Source organism: Mesoplasma chauliocola (genome assembly GCF_002290085.1).
Classification (GTDB): Bacteria; Bacillota_I; Bacilli_A; order Mycoplasmatales; family Mycoplasmataceae; genus Mesoplasma; species Mesoplasma chauliocola.
In genome coordinates this window covers 13,695-39,822 of the sequence record NZ_CP023173.1, presented here as the reverse complement: position 1 = coordinate 39,822, position 26,128 = coordinate 13,695, and the positions used below count along the sequence as shown (strand labels likewise).

Here is a 26,128-nt window from a genome sequence, read left to right as displayed (position 1 = left end):
ATAAACCTTAATAGGTTTATTACTATGATCATTCAATTGTTTTTGGATCTGCTGGTTTTTTATTTTTTTCTAGATTATCAATAAGTCCATTTTTAATATGAATAACTGTATTTGCAATTTTAGCAATATTAGGGTTATGTGTAACAACAACAATTGTTGTTTTTTGTTCACGGTTAACTTTAACTAAAATTTCTAATACTTTACGTCCCATTTCTTCATCTAATGCTCCTGTTGGTTCATCAGCAAATAGAATTTCAGGATTTTTAGCTAACGCTCTAGCAATAGAAACCCTTTGTTGTTGTCCCCCAGACATTTGGTGAGGGTACTTGTTCATTTGTTCTTTCATACCAATTGTTTCAAAAATATCTTCAATTGACATTCCTTGTTTGTCTTTGTTTGCAAGGTTTTGACCAACTTCAGCATTTTCTTTTGAAGTCAAGTTTGTTAAAAGGTTATATTGTTGGAAAATAAATCCTACATTTTTTCTTCTAAATTTAGTTAAGTGAGAATCTTTTAATAATGTTAAGTTTGAACCTAAAATAAATACATCTCCTTCAGTTGCTTTATCTAATCCTGAAATAACATTTAGGAATGTTGTTTTTCCTGAACCTGATGGGCCTAATATTACAATAAAGTCTCCTTTATCTAATTTAATATCAATTCCTTTAAGGATTGGTGTTTCTAAATCTCCTGTAATGTAAGACTTTCTAACATCCTTAAGTTCAATAATGTGTTCGTCAACACTTGGTTTGCAATTAGTTGTAGTAACAATAGCACCTTCACTCAAAATTTGTTTTGAGTACTTATTTGTTAATTGTTTTTGATATTTATTTTTTTGTTTTAAACCTTTTACTCCTTTATCGAAGTTTAATTTAGGTTCAACTTCTATAAATTGACGTTCTGCTTGAGAATCAACTTTAAATACTTTAACTTCTGCAACTTCTTGTTGTTTTACAGATGGAGTTTTTTTAGTTGTCTTATTATTTTCCATATTTTCTAACTCCTGTTTTTTTGCTTCTGCTATTTTTTGATTTTCTATTATTTCTGCAGCTTTCTTTGCTTCTGCTAAAGCTAATTTATCAGCTAAAGCTTTTTCTTTTGTTTCAGTCTCTAATCTTTTTTTCTCAGCTAACTCAGCTTTCTTTGCTTCTTCAGCCTGTGCTTTTTCTTTAGCGTTTTTTTCGTCTTTTGCTAATCTTTTTTCTTCTTCAATTTTAGCAATTTTATTTTGGCGCTCTTGCTCTAATTGTTCTTTATAAATTTTCTTAGCTGCTTCCTTATTTTGTTTTTTAGCTAATTTTTCTTCTTTTAGTTTTTGTTTTATTAACTGCTTTTCATTTATTTTTGCAATTAATTTTTCTTCACTTTTAGTTATTTGTTTTGGTTCTACCTGCTTATTTACAATTTCCTTTTCAATAACTCTATTTGCTTTTGGTTCAGCCTGTTTTTCAACTTTAGCAGGTTTAATTTCTTTTTTAGCTTGCTCAACTTCTACTGGTTGAGATTTAGTTTTTTTAATAACATCATGTTCTTTTGAATTTACTACATTAGTCTTGGTAGCTTTAGACCAAGTGTTATTATTGATAGTTTTTTTAGTGTCAGCCATTTTAACCCCATTCTTTCCTTTTTTTATTTTTTAAAATAGTTAAAACAATATCTTAATAATTTTACATTATTTAACTATAAAAATAAAAAATATTTGTCTATTTTTAAAAGACAAATACATATTTTATTTAATTAATTCTTTTATCTTTGAATTCTCAACTGTGTAATTTTTATTGCAAAAGTCACAAACAACATGAACATCTTCATTATTTTTAATTATTTTTTCAATTTCACTATTACCCAATAGTTTTATTGAATTAATTATTTTTTCATCTGTACAAGTGCATTCAAAAATAAGTTCTTTACTTTCTAATATTTCTGCATCGTCCAGTATTTCTTTAATAACTTGATAATAATTAGTTGATTTCATTAATATTTCACATAAGTAGCTAGTGTTGCCTAACTTATTTTCCAATAATTCAACATCTTCTTGTGTATGTTCTGGAAGTAGTTGAATTAGAATCCCCACCACTTTTTTGATTTTTAAATCATCATCAAGCATTACATCACTTGTTAGCAATGAACCAATTTGATTACTATCTCTTAAAAAATCCATTCAAATATGATCCATGTTTGGAGAATCTGTGTTAATTGTTGAAATATAAGGTTCTTTTAGACCCATATCTCTACTATTTAATAGTTGCCCTTGTGTTCCAACTGTTGCATAAATTGGGTTATTGCTTATTTTTGGAATATAGTTTTCAATTTCAAAGTCTTTTACTTGAGCATAAGCTCTAATTTTATTATTTTGAAATTCTGCAATCATTTTCTTAGCAGCTCCATTGCTTGTAATATAATTTGTATTAATTTTTGCCATTTCTTTATTATCTAAAGAAATTAATGTATTACCAATAACAAATTTAGAAAGTGCCACGCTAATAAAAGGATTTGTTCCTTGCAAATCACAAATTTCTCTCATGCTTTCGCTTATGTCAACAATTGCTATTTTTGCATTATGTTTATGACTTATTGCTCTAATTTGTAAATCCATGTCAATTTCTCCTATTCAATTTTAAATTTTACATTATTTTAAGATAAATAAATATATTAATACTTTAGTATGCAATAATAAATAGATTTTTTACAAACTAATTTGTATTATAATTTTATATAGTAATCACTAAATGTGACTTGGAGGGAATATGTTAGATATAAATTTTATAGAAAGTAATTTAATTAAAGTTAAAGAGCAATTAAATAAACGCAGTGGAGATTATACTGTAATTCTTGACGAGGCTGTTGAACTAAACATTCAAAGAAAAACTATTTTAAAAAATGTAGAATCTTTAAAAGCAAACAAGAATAATTTATCAAAACAAGTTGGTGAATTAATGCGTGATAAAAAAATTGAAGAAGCTAACAAAATTAAAGAAGAAGTTTCATTAATTAATACAAACATTGATAAATTCGATGAAAAATTAAAATATGTGCAAGAACAATTAACTTATAAATTACAAAATATTCCTAATATTCCTAATGACAATATGCCACTTGGAGAAGATGAAAATGATAATGTTGAAATAAGAGTATGAGGAAGCGAATTTATAAAATCTCATGAATCTGCTCATTGAGATATTGCTGATAAATTAAAATTAGTTGACTTTGAAGCTGGACCAAAGTTAAGCGGTTCAAGATTTGTTGTTTATACCGGGTTAGGAGCAAAACTAGTTAGAAGTCTTGCTACTGTATTATTGGATTTACACACAAGTAAAGGATATAAAGAAATTACTGTTCCTTTATTAGTTAATCCACAAGCAATGTATGGAACAGGTCAATTACCTAAATTTAAAGAAGATGCTTACATAACAACAAATGAGCAATATTTAATTCCTACAGGTGAAGTTCCTTTGACTAATTTACATGCAGGAGAAATTTTGGAATTGACTCAATTACCTATTCATTACACAACTTACTCACAATGCTTTAGACAAGAAGCAGGAAGTGCTGGAAGGGATACAAAAGGTTTAATTAGATTACATCAATTTAACAAAGTTGAATTAGTTAAAATAACTGACCAAGAAACAAGTGAATTAGAATTACAGGGAATGGTTAAAGACGCAGAAGCAGTACTTCAATTATTTGAATTACCTTATAGAGTAGTAGAACTATGTACAGGTGATGTTGGATTCAGCTCAACAAAAACATATGACTTAGAAGTTTGATTCCCAGAACAAAACAAATATCGCGAGATTTCAAGCTGCTCAAACTGTGCTGATTTTCAAGCTAGAAATATGCAAACAAGATATCGTGATTCTAATGGCGAAGTTAAATTAGTTCATACACTAAATGGTAGTGGAGTTGCTATAGATCGTTTATTAGCAGCTATCTTAGAAAACTATTGAGATGGTGAAAAATTAGTTTTACCAAAAATTTTAAAACCTTACTTCAATAATCAAGAATACATAAAATAACAAGCACTCATAGGAGTGTTTTTTATATACTTTGAAATATTAATAAAAAATAGTTTAAAATTAAAAATAACTTACATTTTTAGAAGGAATGAAAAAAGAAATGAAAACTAAAAAAACGAAAACTAAAACGTTTGAATTTTTAACACTATTTGTCATGGTGATTGGAACTGTTATTGGTTCAGGTATTTACATGAAAAATAGTGAATTATTAAGTCAAACAAATAATCCAATTATTGCTTTAATTCTTTGATCTTTTGTTGGGGTTATTTGTATAATGTCAATGGTTGTATTCATTGAAATATCTTCGTCTACAAAACACTTTGGAAACGGGACACTGGGGAATTGAGCAAAGATTTTCATAAATAGAAAAACTGCTTCTTTTTTCTCAATTATGTATGGTTGAGTTTATATTCCAAGTACACAAAGCGTATTTGTTGCTGGAGCAGTAAACTACTTACTACTTGCTATTGGAGTTCCAATAGCACCTTATCAACAATTAATTATTTATTTAATTGTTGGTATAAGTATTTTTATTACTTGTACAATTCTTTCTATATACAAGAGATTTGTAAATAGAAGAATTCAAGTTATCGGAATACTAATTAAATTTTTACCTTTAGTTATTGCTTTTGTTGCTGGTTTTATTTTAATTGATAAAACCGGCGGAACAAGCGCAATGTGAGGAACTGGAAATAAGCAATGATCTCCAATTTTATTCTTTGGTGGATTTGGAGGAATCCTATTTGCTTTTGATGGTTATGTTTACATAGCTAATTCACAAAAAACAGCTACTCACAAGGATGTTGTTCCAAAAGCTTTATTTGCAGGAATGATATTTGTCGCTGTATTCTACGTATTAATGGCACTCTCACTATTCTTAGGTTCACCAGATGGTTCAATTGTTAAGTTATTTGAAAAAATGATTGGTGGTAATGATAGTGCTGCTGCCAGAATTATTTCAAATCTTATATTGATGGCAATTTGTTTGCTTGGTTCAAATATATTTGTTGATATTGCTATTGTTGATTTGGCTTCTGATGCTAACAATAAAACTATTTATACAAAAAATAGAGAACTGAGTTATAAGAAAGCAGGAGTTATTCAATTTTTAATTTTTATAGTTGCTTATTCTTTTTTAATTGTTATTGGAATTTGTACAACTAGAGAAGGTTGAGATGGTTTATCTTCTAAAATTAACACTGAAAATGTCATAACTATTGAGGATTTACTAAATAAACCCGCAGATTACATAAATTGATTTTCATCTGGTACTAGTTGTTTAGTGTTTATAATGGTTTTAGTTGTTATGATTGGTGGAATTGTTAATAGATTTACAAAAAGAGTAAAAGTTGAGCAATCAAAATTATTTTTAGTTTGTGGAATAATTTCTTCTTTCTTTATGACTATATTTATTTTCTTTGGAATATTCTCATTTATTTGAGAACCTAAAAACATAGCAGACGGAAATTGAGAATTACAACTTTCTGGTATGTGGTTCTTGATAATACTTGCAGTTTCCTTAGCTATTAATGTTATAGTTTTTTTAATTCAAGAGAACCTGTTTAAAAAAGATCCTTATACTGACGGATGAGAAGGAGAAATAAATCCTGATATTATTGTTGAAGAAAATTTAAGTATTAAAAAAGACATAATAAAATTAAAAAATAAAATTTTTAAAAATTAAGAGCACCTTTTAGTGTTCTTTTTTTTATATAATCTTTTTATCTCAAATTAGAAAGAGGTTATTTAATGGATTTTAAAGTAAAAAACCCTTTTAAAAGGGCTAAAAATGGAAAGCCTTCAGAAAACAAAAAACAATTTAAAATGTTTTCTGCTTTTACAATACTGTTATTAATTATTGCAGGTATCATTTTTCTTAGTTGAATTTTAAAATGAAGTGGCGCTACTGTTGAAATTAATAATGAAGAAAAACCAATTGTTGCATTAGGAGTTTTTGATCTTTTTTTAGCTCCTATTTATGGTTTTGCAAGTGGTGCTGAAATTATTATTTTTTTAGTAGTTCTTGGCGGATTTTTAAATATTGTAATATGTTCAAAGGCTTTAGAGGGTTTTTCACAAAAAATTACTAGTTGACTTAAAGGAAAAGAAATTTGAGCAATAATTCCTTTAATGTTTTTCTTTTCACTTGTTGGTAGTGTTGAAGGCCTTGCTGAAGAATCACTTGGATTTTACTTAATATGTATTCCTTTAATGATGGTTGCTGGCTATGACAAATTAACAGGGTTTATGATTGTTCTATTAGGAGCAGGGGTTGGGGTAATGAATTCAACTGTCAATCCCTTTGCAATAGGTGTTGCTGTTGAATCTGCAAATAGTGGATTATCTCCAGAAAATTTAACTTCTGTTGGCGATGGATTGATTTGAAGAATTGTTTGTTGATTTTTAATGACATCAACAGCTGTAGTATTTGTTATGTGATATTCATGAAAAGTAAAATTAAATCCTCAAAAATCAATTGTTTTTAAAACAATGGAAGACGACAAAAAATTCTTTTTAAGTGAGCAAACCGAAAAAATTGAAATGAATTGAAAAAAGAAACTAACACTTGCTATATTTGGATTAACTTTTATTCTTATGATATTTTACATGGTTGGGTGAGATAGCATATTTGGTTTTGAAGAAGGAGAAGGACCATTTTATAAATTTGGTGAATGAGTGAATACTCACATTCCTTACTTAACTAGTCAAACTCCTGGATTTGGCAATGGCGGATTTATTGAAATTTCAGCAATATTCCTTATTTCTGCTATCGTTTTAGGTTTTGTCAATTGTCTAGGTGAAGATGGATTTATTGATCAATTTATGGTTGGAGCAAAAGATTTATTTGGTGTTTGTTTAGTTATTGCTGTTGCTGGAGGTATTGGTTGAGCTCTTCAAGTATCTTTAATTCAGCAACTTGTTGTTTTAGGCCTTTCTAATTCTATTGGAGGAATTGATTCTTCAATAGGAATTCTAATAATACTATTTATTCTATTTATTCCATTGTCTATATTTATTCCATCAACTTCAGGTTTTGCTAGAGCTGTATTCCCATTACTTGGTGGAGTTCTTGCAAAAGACAGTGAAGTTTTAACAAGTGGTTCAATAACTGCTTTTTCAATGGCAAATGGATTTGTTAATTTATTTACCCCTACTTCTGGAATAATAATGTCGGCAATTGCTATTGCTAGAATTGATTATAGTAAGTTTATGAAGTTAATGTGACCTATATTAGCAATATTATTTGTGATGTCTATTATATTAATTACTTTTGGTGGACTAATTGGTGGAAATATAGCTTAAATTAGTTTAAATCTCTTAGGTTAATATAAAAAATCTACATTTTTAAATGTAGATTTTATTTTTGAAATTAATATTTATAAATTATAAGCACTTAAAAGAGCATTTGTATTATTTTTAAACTCATCTTTAAATTCTTCTAAATTTAAATTTCTTTCTTCTTCTAAAATTTTTATTTTAGGGATAAGCTTATTCATTATTTCATTTTGAATTTTTGAGATAGCATTAAAATCTATTTTATTATATAAAGCATCTTTTTCATTCTCTAAATTATCAAAATTTATTTTTTGTAATTCTTCGATTTTGCTTTGAATTTTTTCAGCGAGAACATCATTATTTTTTTTAATTAATTTTTGTCCTCTTAAATAAAGTTTTGAAATTTTTTCTTCTTTTGTTTTTGTTTTAGTTTCAATTTCAGAAAGTTTTGCTAAATATTTTTGAATTACTTTTTCTTGTGTTTTTAGTATTTCCAAATCTTGTTTAGAATAGACTTTTTTAAAACTTAAAATTTCCTTATTTAATTCATTTTTTAATTCTTTATCAATTTCATTGTCTTTGAATATTAATTTTTTAATTTTTAAAGCTGTTTTAAACACTAAAGTTTTTTCATGTTCTCTTTCTTTGTAAAATAGCATTGTTAATGTAATACCACCACCAAATGAAATTAAACAACCAACAGTATAAAGCAGTCCATTAGTTAGTCCTGATATTTTAGCTGTTCCACCCATTACAGGATCTGTAAAGAAACCAATTAATTCGAAAATACCAAGTCCTGTTTGTGATCTTTGAGAGACGCTTACCCAATTCAAGAAAGCTCCTGCAAAAAAGGCAGCTACACAACCACAAATAAGTGGTCTTTTTTTAGGTAAATTTATTCCATAAAGAATTGGTTCAGTTAAACCTAATAGACCCATTGGTATCATTCCATATGCTTGTTTCTTTAATATTTGATTTCTTGTTATTAAAGCAACCCCAATTAAGGCACCTACTTGTGATCATACAGATATTGATCCAGCTATACCTAAGTATGATCAACCATTATTAGTTAAGAATTCGATCCTAATTGCCACACCAAGGGCACCATGCAATCCAAAAATAACACAAAGTTGTCATATACCAACATATATTCCAACACCCAAACCAAAAGGTGCGTTTCCAACGTAATACATTAATGCCCCAAATAAAGCCTCAAAAGCATTTCATAATGGTGTAAAGATTACAAATCCAACTATTGCTGATACTAAAAATACTATAAAAGGTCTAAACATTAGTTCCAAACTTATAGGTATTCATTTAACTACCCATGAATCTATTCTATAGGCAAAGTAAATACACGGTAAAACAACAAACACCTTTGTACCTAATGGATTCAACCTAAAAATATCTGATAATCGATTAAAGGAAACATTTGAAGTCTCCAATTTACTTAGCGGTAATCAAATAAATTCTTGACCTATTCCATTTTGCCCGCCATCAAAGAAAATTATTGGAGCACCTAATATAATACCTACCGTCACACCATAAACAGGGTTTAATCCAAAATAATCTGATGCAGTATATGCTAGAACAATTGCTGTAAAATAAGTTGCTGATCTAGCTATTACAAACAGCATAACTCATATTGGTGATAGCTGTGGATCAAATAGCGAAATTTGACCCTCTGCAGGGTTCTGCGATGTTACTATTGAAGGCATAACCCCAGTTATTACAAGAATTGCCATTAAAGCTTGAATTATACCAGTTCCAGTCATAACCGGTATCATTTTTACCATGATTGCCATAATCATTGACATAAATGATTTCATTGCTGATTTTTTTTCTTTTGTTAGCATTATTGAATTTGAAAATTCATTTTGTAAGATAACTTCATTTTTCACTTTATAAACATCTGGACCAATTACAACTTGAAGTTCATCTCCATTTCAAACAATCTGTTTAACTATACTCAATTTTTTTAAATTATTTTCATCAATTTTATTTTTATCAATTATCGAAAATCTTAAGCGAGTCATACAATTATAGACATCGCTATAATTTTCCTTTGAACCTACATATTTATTAATTTCTGAGGCTATTTTTTGATATTTATTAGATGATCCACTAAAAAAATCTCTAACATTTTGTTTACTTTTTGTTTCTTCATATTGTATTAAACATACGAGGTCGCCTTTTTTATACGCACCTTCTTTAAAATTTTTAATTTCTATTTTCTTATCAAATACTATTGGGGTTTCTGAAGAGATTTTTCTTTCCTTTAAATATTTTAAATCAACTTCAAAAAGTTCATCAAAAAGGTAAAGTCTTGAATTCACTTGTAAATCTATTTTAAAGGGTTTTCCAAAGAGATTTACAGTTTCAAGACCGCAATGAATTAATACATCAATATCATTAATCTTTAAACCATACGCATGTTTTGTATCAAAAATCATTGTTAATTCAGCTTCGTCGAATGGTAATGAGAAATTACCTTTTTTCGGTTTTATTAAAAGACCATCACCTAGTAATTTTTGCGAAAATGCTGGATCTGAACATTTATCAATAGCAACAATATCACAATCAACGGGTGCATAAAATTTAAATTCCATATTTTTAATTCCTTCCTAGAATATTTTCCAACATTTTTTGATCTAATTGTTATGCTAAATTTAAATTAAAAGTAATTTATAATAAATAAAGTAATTTATAATAAATAAAGAAACTATTACTAATAGGGAGGCAGTATGAATAATATAAATCAAACTATAGTTGCTCCAACTACTAATATTTCAACTCAAGCTATTTCTTTAATTAGAATTAGTGGTGATGACAGTTTTAATATAATTAATAAACTTTTAAAAAAGAGAATTACTGAAACTAAAAATGTTTGAGTTAGAAAACTTTATGATAAAAATGAGTTAATTGATGAAGTTGTATTAACTAGTTTTGTCGCGCCTGCAAGTTTTACTGGTGAACATGTTGTTGAAATCGCTTGTCATGGGGGAATTTTGAACACACAAAAAATAATTAATTTAATTATTAAGAATGGTGCAAGAATGGCAAATAAAGGAGAATTTAGTCAAAGGGCATTTTTAAATAATAAGATTGATTTAATTCAAGCTGAAGGAATAAATGATTTGATTTTCGCCAAAAATGAGTTAGCTTTAAAAATCGGAGTTAACAATATGACCGGTGTTCACAATCAAAGCATTATAAATTTAAAAACAAACTTATTAGATATCATCTCAAGAATACAAGTATCAATTGATTACCCTGATTATGATGATGTCGAAGGAAGCAGTGTTGAAGACTTAACAACTGCACTAAGATTAATTAACAACGAAGTAACTGCATTATTAAAAAGGTCTAAAATGGCTATCAAGAATGCTAATGGAATAAAAACAGCGATAGTTGGTAAAACTAATGTTGGAAAATCTTCTCTTTTAAATGCTTTGCTAAATGAGGATAAGGCAATAGTTACTGACATACATGGTACAACAAGAGACATTGTTACTGGAGAAATAAATTTGGAAAATATAAGTCTAAATTTAATTGATACAGCAGGAATTAGAAAAACGAATGATGTTGTTGAAAATTTAGGAATAGAAAAATCTTTTAAAATGATTGAAGATGCTGAACTAATATTGTTCGTTGTAAACAAGGAAAATTTAAATGATAGTGAAAACAAAGAAATATTTTTAAAAATAAAAAATAAAAAATTTATTTTGATATTTAATAAAAGTGAATTAATTAGCAATGAAGAGAAAATTCAATTAATCAATGAATATGAAAATATTGTTTTCACGAGTGCTATAAATAATGACATTGAAATGTTGTTAAATATGATTGAGAGGCTTTACTTTAACGAAGAAATAATGAATAATGATTCTTTGATATTGATAAATTTAGAGCAAATTTCGTTAGTTGAGCAAATCAAAAATAAGCTTGAGCAAGCTTTAAATGCAATAATTTTTGGAGTACCTATTGATATTATTAATGTTGATTTGCATCAAGCTTGAGAATTTTTAAATCAACTTATAGGAGAGCAATATGAAGAGGAAATAATTGATAATATATTTAAGAAATATTGTTTAGGAAAATAAAAAAGCGTTAGTCGCTTTTTTATTTATTTCTTAAAATTGAATTTTTCGCTTACAGTAAACGGTTTTTTGAAGTTATAAGCTATAAGTACTGAACTAAGGGCTTCTTCATAATTATTTTTAAGTAACTCTAATTCATTTTTATTAAAAATGTTTAATTTCTTTATTTTATTAATTATTTCTTTGTTTGACGAAGTAATAAATTGATTTAATCAATCAAGATTTAAGGTTTTTTCAATTTGATTTAGTTTTTCAGTTGCTTGCTCTAATTCAAAAATGTATTTTGAATTTTCAATTTGACTTTTAATTTTTTCTGCTTGATCAATATTATTATTTTTAAAAGCTTTTCTTCCTCTTTTGCTTAATTTATTTTTTTCTTTTATCTGCTTTTCTTCAATATTTGATATTTTAACTTTCGCTTTTAAAATAGAAATCAAAATTTTTTCAATCTTTTTTATTTCAATTTCATCTTGACTAGACAAATTAATAAAATTACCTTTTAAATCATTTAGTATGTTTTCTTTTTCTTGATAATTTAAATTATTTCTTTTTTTAATATAATTAAAAAGTTTTTTGTTAATTATATTAATAGATTTTTTTTCACTAATTCTTTCCTTGTACATTAAAATACTAATCAATATGGCCGTTACCAAAGCAATAGCACAAGAGGCTACATATCATAATCCATTTGCTATTCATGATAACTGGCCTGTTGCCTTAGCAATTGTTCCATCCACATCAAATGCTGTATATTGAAAATAACCAATTCCTTCAAAAATACCAACACCTGTTCCTATCCTTGCAGTTACACCAACTAAACCAGCAAACGTTCCTGCTATAAATGCAGAAATTATAGCAGCTATAAATAATCTTTTCCTTGGTAGTGTTATACCATATATAATGGGCTCTGTAATACCTAGAAAACCTACAGGGACCATACCCATTGCTTGTTTTTTTAATTCTTTATTTTTTGTAACAATTATTAAACCAATAATTGCGCCAATTTGAGAATAAACTGAAATTGATTGCCCTGGTACAAATACAGCATAACCTCCCTGACCAGAAGTTAAACTAACTAACGCTTGCAGCACAGCTATAGTTCCAACTGTTCCATGAATGCCAAAAATTACAAATATTTGTCATAGACCAGTGTAAACACCCAAACCTATTCCAAATGGTATTTTTGAAATAAAGTACATAATTATGCCTATTATACCTTCTGAAAAATTTCAAACAGGCATTAGTATACATAGACTGAACATACCAACTATTAAATAAACTAAAAATGATCTACAAGTTAGCTCAAAAAGTGGGCTTATTCAAGTTTTTATTCATTCATCTAGTACTTTACCAAAGTATACAGCTGGAATTATTACAAATATTTTTAAATTCCCTGCTGTTATCATTATTGTTAATCATCTATCTAAAATATATTGAAGTTGAGGATCAGAAACATTAATTTTCCCTAGCGTAAAAAGTACTCATTCACCACCAGCACCAAATGCTCCACCTCCTAAAAATAATATTGGTGAACTTAAAATAAGACCTATTCCAACTCCTACATAAAGTCTTAATCCAAAATATTTTGACGCTGAAACAGCAACAGCTATTCCATTAAATAGAGGGGCTGATTTCCCCGTTACAAATAACATAAGTCAAAAAATATCTCAGCCGGTTGCATTTTTAATTGCCTCCATGCCTTCAGATGTTATTGTAAATGTTGGCATTATATTTGTTAATGTTAAAATACCAATTAAAGCTTGAATTAAACCTGTTCCTATAAATATCGGGATAAGTGGAACCATTATTCCGGAAAACATTGCTAAAGATCTTTTAAGAAATGGCTGCTTTTTATCGTTTTTATTAATTTCAACATCAAGTTTTGAAATTTCATCTTTTAATTTATAAACATCTTGTCCTATTACAATTTGTAGCTCTTCACCATTTCATATTATTCCTTTAACTACTTGATTTTCTGATATTTTATTTTCATCAACTTTTGATTTATCATTTATTTTAAATCTTAGTCGAGTCATGCAATTGTATACTTCACTATAGTTTGATTTTCCGCCAACAAAAGAATTAAGTTGAACTGCGGCTATACTGTATTTATTTTCAGCTCCAAAGTAAGCTTCTAAATTACTTTTTTCTACTTTGCTATTTTCTGAAAAAACACCTATGAGCTCTCCTTTTTTAACTTTACCTGTTTTTTTAAATACAAACTTTCAGTTGCTTGAATCCATTGAATCAAGAACAATAGGTGTTGATTTAACTAAGTTTAAATCATTTAATAATTTTAAATCAACTTCTACTATTTCAGAGTTTAAATTTATTTTTTCATTTTTATTAACTTTTACCTTAAAAGGTTTACCATTTAATTTAACAGTTTCTAATCCTATATGCATTAAAATTGTTGGAGCTTCTTCACTTTTAAAAAAGAATGCGTGCTTAGTGTGAAAAATTTCAGCAACTTCTCCTTTTTCTAATGGAGAGTACAAAGTTTTAGAGCTTGGCTCAAACACAAAACCGTCTCCTAGCATTCCTTCTGAAAAAACGCCATCGTTTAGCTCAGCTAAATATTTAACAAAACCATCTGATGGAGCAAATATTTTTATTTCTTTCATTCTAGCCTTTCTAATATTTTATTCATTTATATACATTATTAGTTTATTTTTTAACCATATTATTATGCTGCTTTTAAAAAAACAAAAAAGTGCTTTTTAAAATTAAAAGCACTTTTTAAATATAAGACAAAATTGATGAATAGATGCTACCTATCAAAATATTAGCAGCTATATTTCTATGCACAAAAGATGGTCAATCTTTTATAATATCTAACAAAATTACTCCTTCCGGATTAAAATTTATTTTTTTTAATTGATTTTCAGTAGTAAACAAGAAAATATTAATACTTTTACTAAAAGGCGACTCTTTTATTGAGTTTGCTATTAATTCGATATTTTCATTATCTCTACCAGATAAAAAAATTATAATCACATATTTTTTATCTTCCGAAAAAAATGGTTTTTGAAAGTGAGTCTGATTCAAAAGCTGAGTTCTTTTTTGCAAAGAATTGAAACTATCTTGCATAAAATTTGCAGAATTAATCATTTGATTGGAAGAATAAATAAAAACCTCATCACTTTTACAAATAGATTTAGTTATTTTATTAATAAACTCTTTGTTATTTTCCAACCAAGAAAAAATAGGTTTATAAAAATCATTTTGATCTTTAATTGTTTGTTTATTTAAGTTTTCAAAATTCTCACACTCTTTTTTTAACAAGAATCAAAATTCTCTAAATCCTGAAAATCCTAAGTATTTTGAAAACTGTGTTATTGTTGATTCGCTAACAAAACATAAGTTTGCTAATTCTTTTTGAGATATTTCAATCTTTTTGCTAACTACTAAGTTTTTAATCGTTGTCGCAATCAATTTATAAGTTGAGTTTTTGTACTCTTTTGAAGCATATTCAATTCTTTCTAAAATTCAAGCCATTAAAACCTCTGCAGTCTATAAGAAAATTATAACAATATAAATACTTTTACTTATTTATTAGTTAATTTATTAAAAAACTCTTTATCATATTGATAAAAAGTTTTTTAATTAAATTTCTTTTGTTTCTAAAAAGTTTTTAAACCAATTATATGATTTTTTCTTAAATCTATTTCCTGTTCCATTATGATAATCATCATAATCTACAAAAATTAAACCATATCTTTTTGACATTTCATTTGTTGATGCTGAAACCACGTCAATTGGTGTTCACATTGTGTAACCAAATACATCAACACCATCCTTTATTGCTTCGCTCATTTGCTCAAAATGTCTACCTAAATAATCAATTCTGTAATCATCTTCTACAGTGTTATTTTCATTAAGTTTTTCTAAAACACCAATACCATTTTCAGAAATAAATAATGGTAAATGATATCTATCTCATAATTGATTTAGCGTATATCTAAGTCCAATCGGATCAATTTGTCATCCTCATTCTGTTGCTTCTAAAAATGGATTTTTTCCTGCCTTTAGACCATTTGCTTCTGTTAGCTCTCCACCAGTTTTTGTAGTTGTTCCTGACATATAATAGCTAAATGTTATAAATTGAATTGGATTTTCCTTTAAAATTTTGTCGTCTTCTGGAGTTTTATCAATTTTTACACCATATTCTTTAAACATTCTTAAAGCATAACCGGGGTATTCTCCTTTTGCCATTACATCATAGTAAAAGAATTTTTTCATTTGATCCATTTTTAAATTTTCCATAACATTTTCAGGATTACAATCTATTGAATAAGAAGTTGCATCAGCAACCATGCACCCAACTTTTATGTCCTTGTATTTTTTGGCATATTTAATAACTTTAGCTTGTAAAACAAATTGAACATGTAAATCATTATATGACGCTAGAACATTATCTAGCATTGAATTTTTATTTTCGCTCATTAATGAAGTTGCTATAAGCGCTCCTAAATTAATTTCATTAAATGGTAACCAATATTTAACATATTCATGAAATTCATCAATAACAAGATAAGCAAATCTTAAATAATTATCTTTAAGTTCTTCACTTTGTCAACTTATTTGTTTTTGTAATATTCAAAAAGGTAAATCAAAGTGATTGATTGTTACCATAACTTCTAAACCTTGTTTTTTACATTCTTTGAAAACATTTCTATAAAATTCTAAGCCTGCCTTGTTAGGTTCCTTATCATTACCATTAGGAAAAATTCTTGTTCATGCAATAGACATTCTGAAAATTTTCATGCCTGCTTCTTTAAACAAAGCAATATCTTCTTTATATCTATGATAAAAATCTATTCCGTGTCTTTTTGGAAAATGTAAACCAGCTTTATTCTCAATAGAATCCAGTAGTGTTTGTTTAGTTACTTTTGAGCCTGATGTATTTTTTCTATCCTCAATTTCTTTAAATGGTATCATCTCCATTAATGATAATGTTTTTCCATCAACATCATACGCACCCTCAACTTGATTAGCTGCGGTTGCTCCACCTCAAAGGAAATTCTGAGGAAATTCTAATTTTTTTGTCATACTTACTCCTTTTAATTTATTTTTAATAGACCTAAACCACCATAACAAGCAGCCTTATTTTTTAATAAAGATATTTCAAATTTATTTTCAATTTCTTCGTTTGTATCAAATTTTCTTCCTTCTCATTCAAATGATTTATTTTTGCTTATTGCTTCATTCAACATTGAAACAAATTGATTATTTGAACTAATTGCTCCACCTAAAGTTATTAAATCAAGATCTAAGCAAAAATCTAAATTTATTATAAACTTAGAAAGTTGGCTAATTCATTCATCAACAAGTTGAACACATAAGGGATCTTTATTATTGTATTTTTCAAATAATTCAAATCCTGTTAATTTTGTTTCACATTTTGTAAAATATTGATGTTTAAATAACAATGTTCCTAAGCCTGTATCTAAAGTTACAGTAAATCCATCATTTCCATAAATATTTGATCTCATTTTTCCAACTTCGCCCGCTCTAAAGTTTTTACCATCAAAAATTCTTTCATTAATTATAAGCCCACAACCTATAGCTGTTCCTATTGTTAAATGAGCCATATTTTCAATTTTTAAAGTTTTTTTTCTTTCTAAAAATTCTCCATATGCTGCTGCTTTTGCATCATTATGTAAAATAAATTTTTTCATATTTTTAAATCTTGAAAAATATTCTTCTAAATTAATATTAACTTCACACATTGATGATTCTGCCAAAATTTTTCTTTTATATGGATCTACAGGTCCTGGTACAGCTATAGCTAAATTAAATTCTTGTTTTTCGTTATTTAAAATTTCTGAGATTTTTTCTAAAACTTCTATTAGTTTTGTTTTCCCCATTTGATCAGGGTTACTTTTTGTGTCAACATGGTATTCTTTAATTTCTTTATCATTTTCAAAGACAATACACTTAATTCCTGTTCCACCTATATCAAAAGTATAATTTAACATTTTAATTTACCTTTCTTAAAAATATTTAGACAATTAAATATTTTCTCCATTTGTTTTTATCAATTCTTTGTATCAATAATAGCTATCTTTTTCAATTCTCTTCATGTCCTTTAAATCAAATTCATCTCTGTTAACATATATAAAACCATATCTTTTTGATATACCTTCATGTGTTGAAACTAAATCAATTGCACTTCATGGCATATATCCAATCATTTCAACTCCATCTTGAATAGCAAGTCCCATTTGTTCAATGTGTTTTTGGTAGTACTCAATTCTATAATCATCATGAATTTTTCCGTCTTCAGTCAAAATGTCTTTCGCACCAATACCATTTTCTGTGATCATCATTGGTAAAGAGTATCTGTCATAAACTTCTCTTAAAGTATTTCTAAAACCAACTGGGTCAATTTCTCATCCAAATTGAGTTTTTTGTAAATTAGGGTTTTTTGTTGCCATACCAAAACCAGGTAAAACTAATCCTTTTTGTTGATCAAATTTTTCAGTATTTTCTTTAAGTGCTTCATCTGTTGGCATTTGAGCTGTCATTGTTGAATAGTAATTAAAAGCTATGAAATCAGGTTTTCCTTTTGATAATGTTTCTAGTTCTTCTTTTGAAACTTCAAATTTAATTCCCATACTTTTTACAAAATTTAAAAATACTTTACTGTAAGTTCCCTTGCAAACTGCATCAAGGTAAACTCAATTTCTAATCATATCAATATTTAATTTAGCTGTATAATCTTCAGGCTTGCATGTGTTTGCATAAACTGTAGAAATATTTGGAGCTGGTCCTATTTTTGCTTTTGGGCATATTTCTTTACATTTTATTATTGCTTTTGCTTGCGCTAGGTTTAAATTATGTAAAACTTTTAATTGATTTGTAAAATCTTGTTTTTCTAAAACTTCAAATCCTGCTGCCATCATTACTAAAACATTTAGTTCATTTATTGTTAATCAATAGTTTATTTTTGAACCAAAATTTTTAAGTAAAACTTCAGCATACAGTTCAAAATGTTTTACAAAGTTTTCACCATGAACTCCACCATCTTCCATTACAAACAGTGGAATATCAAAGTGAAACATAGTTACAACTGGTTCAATTTTATTTTTTAACAACTCATCTATCAAGTTGTTATAAAATTTAATTCCTTCTGGATTTATTTCACCTTTTGAATTTTTAATTATTCTTGGTCAAGAAATTGAAAATCTATAAGATTTTAAACCCATTTTTGCCATCATTTCAACGTCTATTTTTCAATTTTTATAGTGCTCACTAGCTTCTTTAAAACCAGTTATGCCTTTTGGATAATTAGGTTTATCACCATATAAATCCATTGTTGAAGGAACTTTTCCACCTTCAGTTATGCAACCTTCTACTTGATATGCACTTGTTGATGCTCCTCATAAAAAATTCTTTGGAAATTTGTTCATATTTACTCCTTTTTATCAAGTTTAATCTTGATAAATTAATTATCTTAATTTATTAAGAAATTTTCTATTTCATTTAACAAGTTGTAAAATACTTTTACGGAAAAAAAGTATTTTACCAAAAAAAGAGCAGTGCTCTTTTGTTTTAAATTCCATAGTTTTTTAATAAACTATTCGTTCCATCAAAATATTCTTCTTTAAACTGATTTAAATCTAAGATTTGTTTTTCCTCAACAAATGCCAACAATTCTTCAATGTAATTTATTTTTTCTTTTTTCAATTTATTAATTCCATCAAAATCAATTTTTTGTCTTTGCAAATCTTTTATTTTTTCATCTTCACTTAAATCTAACATAGATAGTGTGTCTATTTGTGATTTAATTTCTAAAGCTTTTGTTTGATTATTATTTTTTATCGCTTTTTTGCCTTTTGCAAAAAGTTTTTCAATTTTTTCATCATTTTTTACAATTTTATTATTAATTGCTGTTTGCATTCTCAAGTATTCTTGAATTATTTTTTCTTGTTGTTTTAAAAACTTAATTTCATCAGCTGAATAAATTTTTTCAATACTTTTTAGATGATTTTCAACTTCTTTAACTAAAGCTTTATCTAAATCTTTATTTTTAATAATTTTATTAATCAATTTTTTTGTCACTTTATTAATTAAAGTATTTTCGTCTACTCTTTCCTTATAAATTATTATCGTAAACGCTACACCAAGTGCTGTTGCAACAATACACCCCATTATATAAAGTAAACCGTTTGTTAATGGATCTAGAGGTGCTATTCCACCAAAGGGTGGTTCTGAAAAATAACCTAATGCGGAAAATATTCCCATTCCTGTACTTAATCTTCCTGAAACTTTTAGTCAATTTAGTAAAGCCCCTGAAATAAACGCAGACATAATACCTGCATATAAAGGTCTTCTCTTTGGAAGCATTATTCCATAAAGAATTGGTTCAGTTATTCCTAAAACACCCATAGGAACCATTCCTCATGCTTGTTTTTTTAATAAACTATTTTTAGCAACAATTGCAACACCAATTAGTGCTCCAACTTGTGATCATGTTGAAAGAGTTGAAGCTATGTATAAATATCCTCAACCTCTATTTGCGATATATTCGATTTGACCTAAAATCGATAGAGGTGCATGTAAACCAAAAATAACACAAACTTGTCATAAGGCAACAGCTAAACCTACACCAATGCCTAAAGGTGCTTGCGCAAGATAGAAGAATATTCCACCTAACAGAGCTTCAATTAAATTTCAGCTCGGTGTTACTATAAAGAAACCAAATAAAGCTGATATTAAAAATACTATAAGTGGTCTAAATAATAAATCTAATGTTATAGGCATTCACTTTCTAACTCATTCATCAACTTTTTTAGCAATGTATATTATTGGTATTAAAGTTAATGTTTTTGTTCCTAACGGTACTATTCTAAAAACTTTAGAAATGCTATTAAACGGTGTATTTGGTGTACTTAAATTTCCTAAATCCCATCAAACTTTTTCAAATCCAATACCATTTTGTCCACCATCTAAGAAAATAATAGGTGAACACATAATAATACCTAATCCAACTCCTAAAACTGGGTTAAGTTTAAAGTAATCAGCAGCAGTATATGATATTGCAATACCCATAAAAAATCCTGCTGATCTTCCTGCAATAAATAAAACAACTCATCCAACATTTAAATTTGGATCGAATAACGATATTGACCCTTGTGCTGGATTTTGTGAAGTTACAATATTTGGCATAACTTTGCAAAGAACAAGAATTGCAATTAAAGCCTGAATCATTCCTGAACCAGTCATAATTGGAATAGTTCTAATCATTGTACCTCCTATCATTTGAAAAAATGAACCAAATACTGATTTTTTTTCATTTGAATTTGATATTGATTGAATAAATTGGTTTTGATTTGCTATTTCATCTTTTACTTTAAAAACTTCCTGTCCTATGACAACTTGAAGTTCATTACCATTTCAAACTAATTGTTTAACTAAACTTATTTTTAAAAGTTCATTTTCATCAACTTTTGATTTATCAATAATTGTAAATCTTAATCTAGTCATACAATTATATACTTCTTTGTAATTTTCCTTTGAACCAACAAGTTTATTTATTTCAAAAGCAACTTTTTCGTATTTATTTTTTGCATTAAAAAAGTCTTCAATTGTCTCAATTACAACTTCTTTTTTTTCTTCAGTGAATTCTATTGAGCATACTAACTCACCCTTTTTATAATTTCCTTCTTTAAAATTTTTGATTTCAACCTTTTTATCAAAAACTATTGGTGTTTCTGAAGAAATATTTTTTTCTTTTAAATATTTAAGATTAACATCAAAAAGCTTTTCTCCTAAAATAACTTTTTGATTTTCTTGTAATGTTGTTATAAAGGGTTTTCCTTTTAATGAAACAGTTTCAAGACCACAATGGATAAGAATACCTAATCCATCAATATCAAAACCATAAGCATGTTTTGTGTCAAAAATCATAACAACTTTAGCTTCATCAAATGGTAGCGAAAAATCACCTTTTTTGGGTTTTATTAAAAAACCATCACCCAATAACTTTTGCGAAAATGTAGGATCTGAACATTTATCAATATTAACAATTTCACAATCAATAGGTGCATAAAATTTTAATTCCATACTGTTGTTTCCTTTCTGGAATATTTTCCCAAATAAAAATGTATTTTGCTTTAATTTTATGCTCTTTAGTAAACTATTTTAGTATTTATAAAGTAGTTAAGCCAAATGCTATTTTTTATATCCAAATAATTAAATGGAAATAGATGAGTTATTTACAAGGAAATTAAAAGGAAATAGTTACAAAAAATGAAAGGACAAAAAATAATCTTTTACATCAATTTACACATAATTAAACGTGCCGCTTTATACATAGGCTTCTTGTAAAAAGACACTACTTTAATAAATTTTTATAATGTTTTTATCTGAGAAAACAAATTTTATAAACTTAACAGATGATAAAATAATTGAAATAAAAAATGCGTCATAAAATTCTGAACTACAATTCAGCTCAGGGATTTTACGAGGCATTAGGTTAGAAGTTTTAATAATTTATAGAGCTGAACTCTTTTTTATAACAAATGATGAATATAATTTTACAAAGCATTGTTTTTAATAAAATCTTTATACCAAAAAAAAGACTTTTTCTTGTATCGCTTACCTGTTCCATTATGATAATCATCATAGTCTACAAAGATCATTCCATATCTTTTTGCCATTTCACATGTACCTGCAGATACTATATCAATTGGTGTTCAAACAGTGTACCCAAATACATCAACACCATCTTCAATTGCTTCTCAAATTTGTTCAAAATGTTTTTGCATATAGTCTATTCTATAATCATCATTTACAGTTTGATTTTCATCTAAAGATTCAATAACACCTATTCCATTTTCTGAAATAAATAAAGGTTTTTTGTATCTCTCTCATAAATTAGTAAGAATATATCTAATACCAATTGGATCAATTTGTCACCCTCATTCAGTTGCTTTTAAGAATGGGTTTTTTCCTCAACCAGCTATATTTCCACCAACTTTTTCATTTTGATCTGTAACAGAAAGTGTACTTGATTGATAGTAACTAAAAGATATAAAATCAACGGAATTATATTTTAAAAGTTTTTTGTCATCCTCTGATATATTTAAATCTATGCTTGCATCCTTTAGTGCTCTTAAATAGTATCCTGGGTATTCTCCACCAGCTATTACATCATAGAAAAAATACTTTGTCATTCTTTCCATTTTCATTGTTTCAATTATATTTATAGGATTGCAATCATAAGGGTATATTAGCATATCAGCAACCATGCAACCAACTTTGATATTTTCGTACTTTTTAGAAAGTTGAACTACCCTAGCATGAGTTAAGAATAATCCATGCAAAGCTTCAACTTTTTGCTTATCGATAAATGATTTTGGATTTGCGGCCTTTTCAGGAAAGTACCCAAGACCAATTATTGGAAAAAAAGATGCAATATTAATTTCGTTAACTGGCAATCAATATTTTACATATTTTGCAAAGTTATCAAATAAAACTTTAACATATTTTATAAACATTTCTTGCACTTTTGTATCTGCAAAACCTGCTGGGTATTTTTCCATAATTGGCAAAGGGTAATCAAAGTGAATTATTGTCACCATTACTTCGAGACCATTTTTCTTACACTCTTCAAGAACATTTTTATAAAAATTAAGCCCTTCAATGTTTGGTTTTTCTTCATCACCATTAGGGAATATTCTAGCTCAAGAAATAGACATCCTATATATCTTAAGTCCCATCTCCTTAAATAAGGCTATATCTTCCTTGTAGTGATTAAAAAAATCTATACCATGTCTTTTGGGGAAATGAAGACCTTCCTTATTTTCAAGAGATTTATAGTAATTATCTTTTGTTTTATGTCATACAAATGAAGTGTCTGTCTTATTTTTTCTTTCTAAAAAAGGTTCTAAGTCAGTTAAAGTTATTGATTTTCCGCCTTGATCCCATGCGCCTTCTATTTGAGATGCTGATGTTGCTCCACCTCATAGAAAATTTTTAGGGAATTTTTTTATTTTTTTAGTCATTTCAAATTTCTCTTTTCTTGATTTTTTATTTTTTTTAAATTAGCTGCAATTAAATAAGCATTTTTTTCTTCCTTAATTTCAATTGGTTTTTCATATCCTCAATGAATTAAAATATTACGTGAAATATTTTTAATATAATTGTCTATTTCAATATCATTTTTAAGTTCAAAAATTTGAAAAACTTTATTAAATGAGTTTAGATTTTTTAAGTATATTTCATTACAAATTTCATTAATCAAACTAAAATTAATTTTTTCCTCTGCAAGAGATACTTTTGAAGTATATTCTTCAAGCTTAATTAAGCTATCTAAATTTTTAATTAAAAGTGCTGTTTTATTGGCTTTTTCAATATTTTCATTCTTCATAGCTTTTTTACCTTGAAGCATTAATTTATCTCTTTTTATTTCATTTTTTTTAAGGTAGAATTCTAAATTAGCTTCTTGTTTCTGATGATTTACAATGTTTTTTTCTTGTAATTTTAATTGCTTAATTTGTTCCTTAGAAATATTTGATAAAATTTCTTTTTTTAAGTTTTTAACAAGTATAACTTCTTCGTCATTTAAAACATTTTCTTGTTTTTTAATGAATATAATTTTGTTGAAAAATTTTATAAATAGTGCTTTTTCATTAGTTTTTTCTTTATAAAGAGCCATTGAAACAAATATTGATATAGCTATTGTTACACCACAGCATAGTAAATATAGTGTTCCATTTACATTATTAGCATGTAATCCCTCAACAGGTATTAAAGGATCTGAGAAAAACCCGATAACATCAAACACTCCAAGTCCACCACCAGGTCTTTGTGTAACATCAAATATGTTTGCTAAACATCCACCAAAGAATGCCCCTATACATCCTGCATAAAGTGGTTTTCTTTTCGGGAAGTTAACTCCATATAAAATAGGTTCAGTAATTCCTAAAAGTCCTGCTGCAATTAATGAGCTACCCTGTTTTTTAAGTTTTTTATCTTTTGTGACAATTAATAAACCAACTAATGCTGCAATTTGGGCAAATGTACTTATGCTTCCAATTACTACAACTCTTCCGACCATATTATTTGCTAATGCATCTAACAAAAAGAATGTTGACATTATTGTATGCAGTCCAAAAATAACAGAAGCTTGGAAAACACTAGCAAAAATACCTAAGCCTATACCTAAAGGCATTTTAAGTAAAATTCCAATCATATAACCAAAAATACCTTCAAAAATATTTCAAATAGGTCCAAAAATAAAGAATCCAGCAAATGGGATTACTAAAAATATTAGTAGTGGTCTAAATAATAAGTCTAAACTTACTGGCATTCATTTTTTTATTCATTTATCAAACTCTGATGCAATTCAAACAGAGAATATAATAACACCAACCTTTAAGTTCATCATATTAACTGATATTCTACCAATTCTTTGTAGCATTACATCGTTTGATTGCCAAATTTCTCAAAGCACCCACTCTCTTTGCCCTTGCATCGCTGGGCCACCATTACCGTAAAGCAGTGGAGAGCATAGTATTAAACCTAATACCGCTCCTTGTAAAGGATTTCACTTAAAGTGAACAGATGCGCTTACAGATAATGTTATTCCTAAAAATAATGCAGAAGTTCTACCAGTTATAAATAATATAACTCACCCCACATTAAGCATAGGATCAAAAATTCACATTTGACTGCTTCCCTCTTCAGGTTTAACTAATACTATTTCTGGCATAATATTAAGCATTCTTAAAATTGAAATTAGTGCCATAATTAAACCTATACCCGCAGTTATAGGCACGACTTTTATAAAAACAGATGAAAAGTTTTTTAGCAATCTGTTAAATGGGTTTATTTTAACTAAGTCCTCTTGGTTTACACTATTTTGAAAATTCAAAATCTTAGTTAATTCATCTTTAACCTTGTAGACATCTTGCCCTATAATTATTTGAAGTTCTTGACCATTTCAATTGATTCCTCGAACATTTTCATTTTTTATAATTTTATCTTCATTTACCTTATTTTTATCTTTGATTTTAAATCTTAAGCGAGTCATGCAATTGTAAAAATCAGAAAAGTTTTCTTTTGAACCAACTAAGTTTATTATATTAGAAGCCAGTTTAGAGTATTTACCTTCTTGACCAAATAATTCTTCTAAATTTATTTTTTTTTCATTTTCAGTGATTTCTATTTCACATATATAATCGCCTTTGTTATATATACCTTCTTGAAAATTTAAAATATTTATTTCATATTTCATTTCAGAATTATCAAAAACTATTGGTGTTTCTAATGATAATTTTTCTTTTTTAATACTTTTAGTATCTACACTAAAAATTTCTTGAGCTAATTTATATTCTTTCCCAACAATAACTTTTGACTCAAAATATTTGCCACCCAGATTAACTGTTTCAAGTCCACAATGTATAAGAACATTGATTCCATTGATTTCAAATCCATAAGCATGTTTTGTGTCAAAAACTAAAACCGATTTTGCACTTTCAAAAGGCAATACAAACTTATCACTTTTTGGTATAAGTAATATACCCTCACCTAACATTTTTTGTGAAAAAGTTGGGTCTGAGCACTTTTCAATATTAAGTGCTTCACAGTCCACGGGTGCATAAATTTTTATTTTCATATGGTTTTTCCTTTCAAAAATATTTTCCAATAAACATTAGTTAAAAAGGAAAAAATCAAAATAAAAAAAGTATTTTCTTTTTTGGAAAGTGCTTTTTTACATTTACT

15 protein-coding genes are annotated in these 26,128 nt (G+C 27.3%); 4 read left to right on the top strand and 11 right to left on the bottom strand.

The annotated features are described in order from the left end of the window. Positions 1 to 22: 22 nt before the first annotated feature. Together CK556_RS04080 and CK556_RS00135 are read right to left on the bottom strand one after the other, a co-directional pair. Positions 23 to 889 carry an ABC transporter ATP-binding protein gene (locus CK556_RS04080; RefSeq protein WP_420845530.1) on the bottom strand — a complete coding sequence of 289 codons (867 nt, stop codon included), beginning with the start codon at positions 887 to 889 and terminating at the stop codon, positions 23 to 25. 840 nt (positions 890 to 1,729) lie between these two features. Continuing rightward, positions 1,730 to 2,596 (bottom strand): Hsp33 family molecular chaperone HslO, encoded by an 867-nt coding sequence (locus tag CK556_RS00135; protein ID WP_027875839.1) that lies wholly within the window; start codon positions 2,594 to 2,596, stop codon positions 1,730 to 1,732. A 151-nt stretch (positions 2,597 to 2,747) separates the two neighbouring features. Between CK556_RS00135 and serS the strand changes: the two genes are divergently transcribed. The 3 genes from serS (at position 2,748) to CK556_RS00120 (ending at position 7,319) form a co-directional block, all read left to right on the top strand. Next, positions 2,748 to 4,016, top strand: coding sequence for a serine--tRNA ligase (gene serS, locus CK556_RS00130; protein WP_027875840.1), 1,269 nt, complete (start codon positions 2,748 to 2,750; stop codon positions 4,014 to 4,016). Between the two features lie 88 nt (positions 4,017 to 4,104). After that, entirely contained in the window at positions 4,105 to 5,700 is a 1,596-nt protein-coding gene (locus CK556_RS00125; protein WP_051412779.1) for an APC family permease, read from the top strand. A 65-nt stretch (positions 5,701 to 5,765) separates the two neighbouring features. Then, on the top strand, positions 5,766 to 7,319 hold the full coding sequence (locus CK556_RS00120) for a YfcC family protein (RefSeq protein WP_027875841.1): 1,554 nt from the start codon (positions 5,766 to 5,768) through the stop codon (positions 7,317 to 7,319). 74 nt (positions 7,320 to 7,393) lie between these two features. Here CK556_RS00120 and CK556_RS00115 read toward each other — a convergent pair whose 3' ends face one another. Further along, entirely contained in the window at positions 7,394 to 9,901 is a 2,508-nt protein-coding gene (locus tag CK556_RS00115) for a PTS sugar transporter subunit IIABC (RefSeq protein WP_027875842.1), read from the bottom strand. Between the two features lie 135 nt (positions 9,902 to 10,036). Here CK556_RS00115 and mnmE point away from each other — a divergent pair, with 135 nt between their 5' ends. Then, positions 10,037 to 11,395: a tRNA uridine-5-carboxymethylaminomethyl(34) synthesis GTPase MnmE gene (mnmE, locus tag CK556_RS00110; protein WP_027875843.1), complete on the top strand. Its 1,359-nt coding sequence runs from the start codon at positions 10,037 to 10,039 to the stop codon at positions 11,393 to 11,395. A gap of 23 nt (positions 11,396 to 11,418) precedes the next feature. Here mnmE and CK556_RS00105 read toward each other — a convergent pair whose 3' ends face one another. From CK556_RS00105 to CK556_RS00070, 8 genes are all read right to left on the bottom strand, one after another. Then, a complete protein-coding gene (locus CK556_RS00105) occupies positions 11,419 to 14,016 on the bottom strand; it encodes a PTS sugar transporter subunit IIABC (protein WP_027875844.1) in 2,598 nt (865 codons plus the stop codon). A gap of 115 nt (positions 14,017 to 14,131) precedes the next feature. Next, positions 14,132 to 14,890, bottom strand: a complete 759-nt coding sequence (locus CK556_RS00100) for a MurR/RpiR family transcriptional regulator (RefSeq protein WP_027875845.1) — start codon at positions 14,888 to 14,890, stop codon at positions 14,132 to 14,134. A 108-nt stretch (positions 14,891 to 14,998) separates the two neighbouring features. After that, entirely contained in the window at positions 14,999 to 16,444 is a 1,446-nt protein-coding gene (locus CK556_RS00095) for a glycoside hydrolase family 1 protein (RefSeq protein WP_027875846.1), read from the bottom strand. Between the two features lie 11 nt (positions 16,445 to 16,455). Beyond that, a complete protein-coding gene (locus CK556_RS00090) occupies positions 16,456 to 17,373 on the bottom strand; it encodes an ROK family protein (protein WP_027875847.1) in 918 nt (305 codons plus the stop codon). A 33-nt stretch (positions 17,374 to 17,406) separates the two neighbouring features. Further along, positions 17,407 to 18,807, bottom strand: a complete 1,401-nt coding sequence (locus CK556_RS00085; RefSeq protein ID WP_027875848.1) for a glycoside hydrolase family 1 protein — start codon at positions 18,805 to 18,807, stop codon at positions 17,407 to 17,409. 142 nt (positions 18,808 to 18,949) lie between these two features. After that, positions 18,950 to 21,463 carry a PTS glucose transporter subunit IIABC gene (locus CK556_RS00080; RefSeq protein ID WP_036246800.1) on the bottom strand — a complete coding sequence of 838 codons (2,514 nt, stop codon included), beginning with the start codon at positions 21,461 to 21,463 and terminating at the stop codon, positions 18,950 to 18,952. A gap of 473 nt (positions 21,464 to 21,936) precedes the next feature. After that, complete coding sequence (locus CK556_RS00075) at positions 21,937 to 23,406, bottom strand: glycoside hydrolase family 1 protein (RefSeq protein ID WP_036246802.1); 1,470 nt, start codon at positions 23,404 to 23,406, stop codon at positions 21,937 to 21,939. Next, positions 23,391 to 26,021 carry a glucose PTS transporter subunit IIA gene (locus CK556_RS00070; protein WP_027875850.1) on the bottom strand — a complete coding sequence of 877 codons (2,631 nt, stop codon included), beginning with the start codon at positions 26,019 to 26,021 and terminating at the stop codon, positions 23,391 to 23,393. Before CK556_RS00070 ends, CK556_RS00075 begins: the two co-directional genes overlap by 16 nt. Between the last annotated feature and the right edge of the window lie 107 nt (positions 26,022 to 26,128).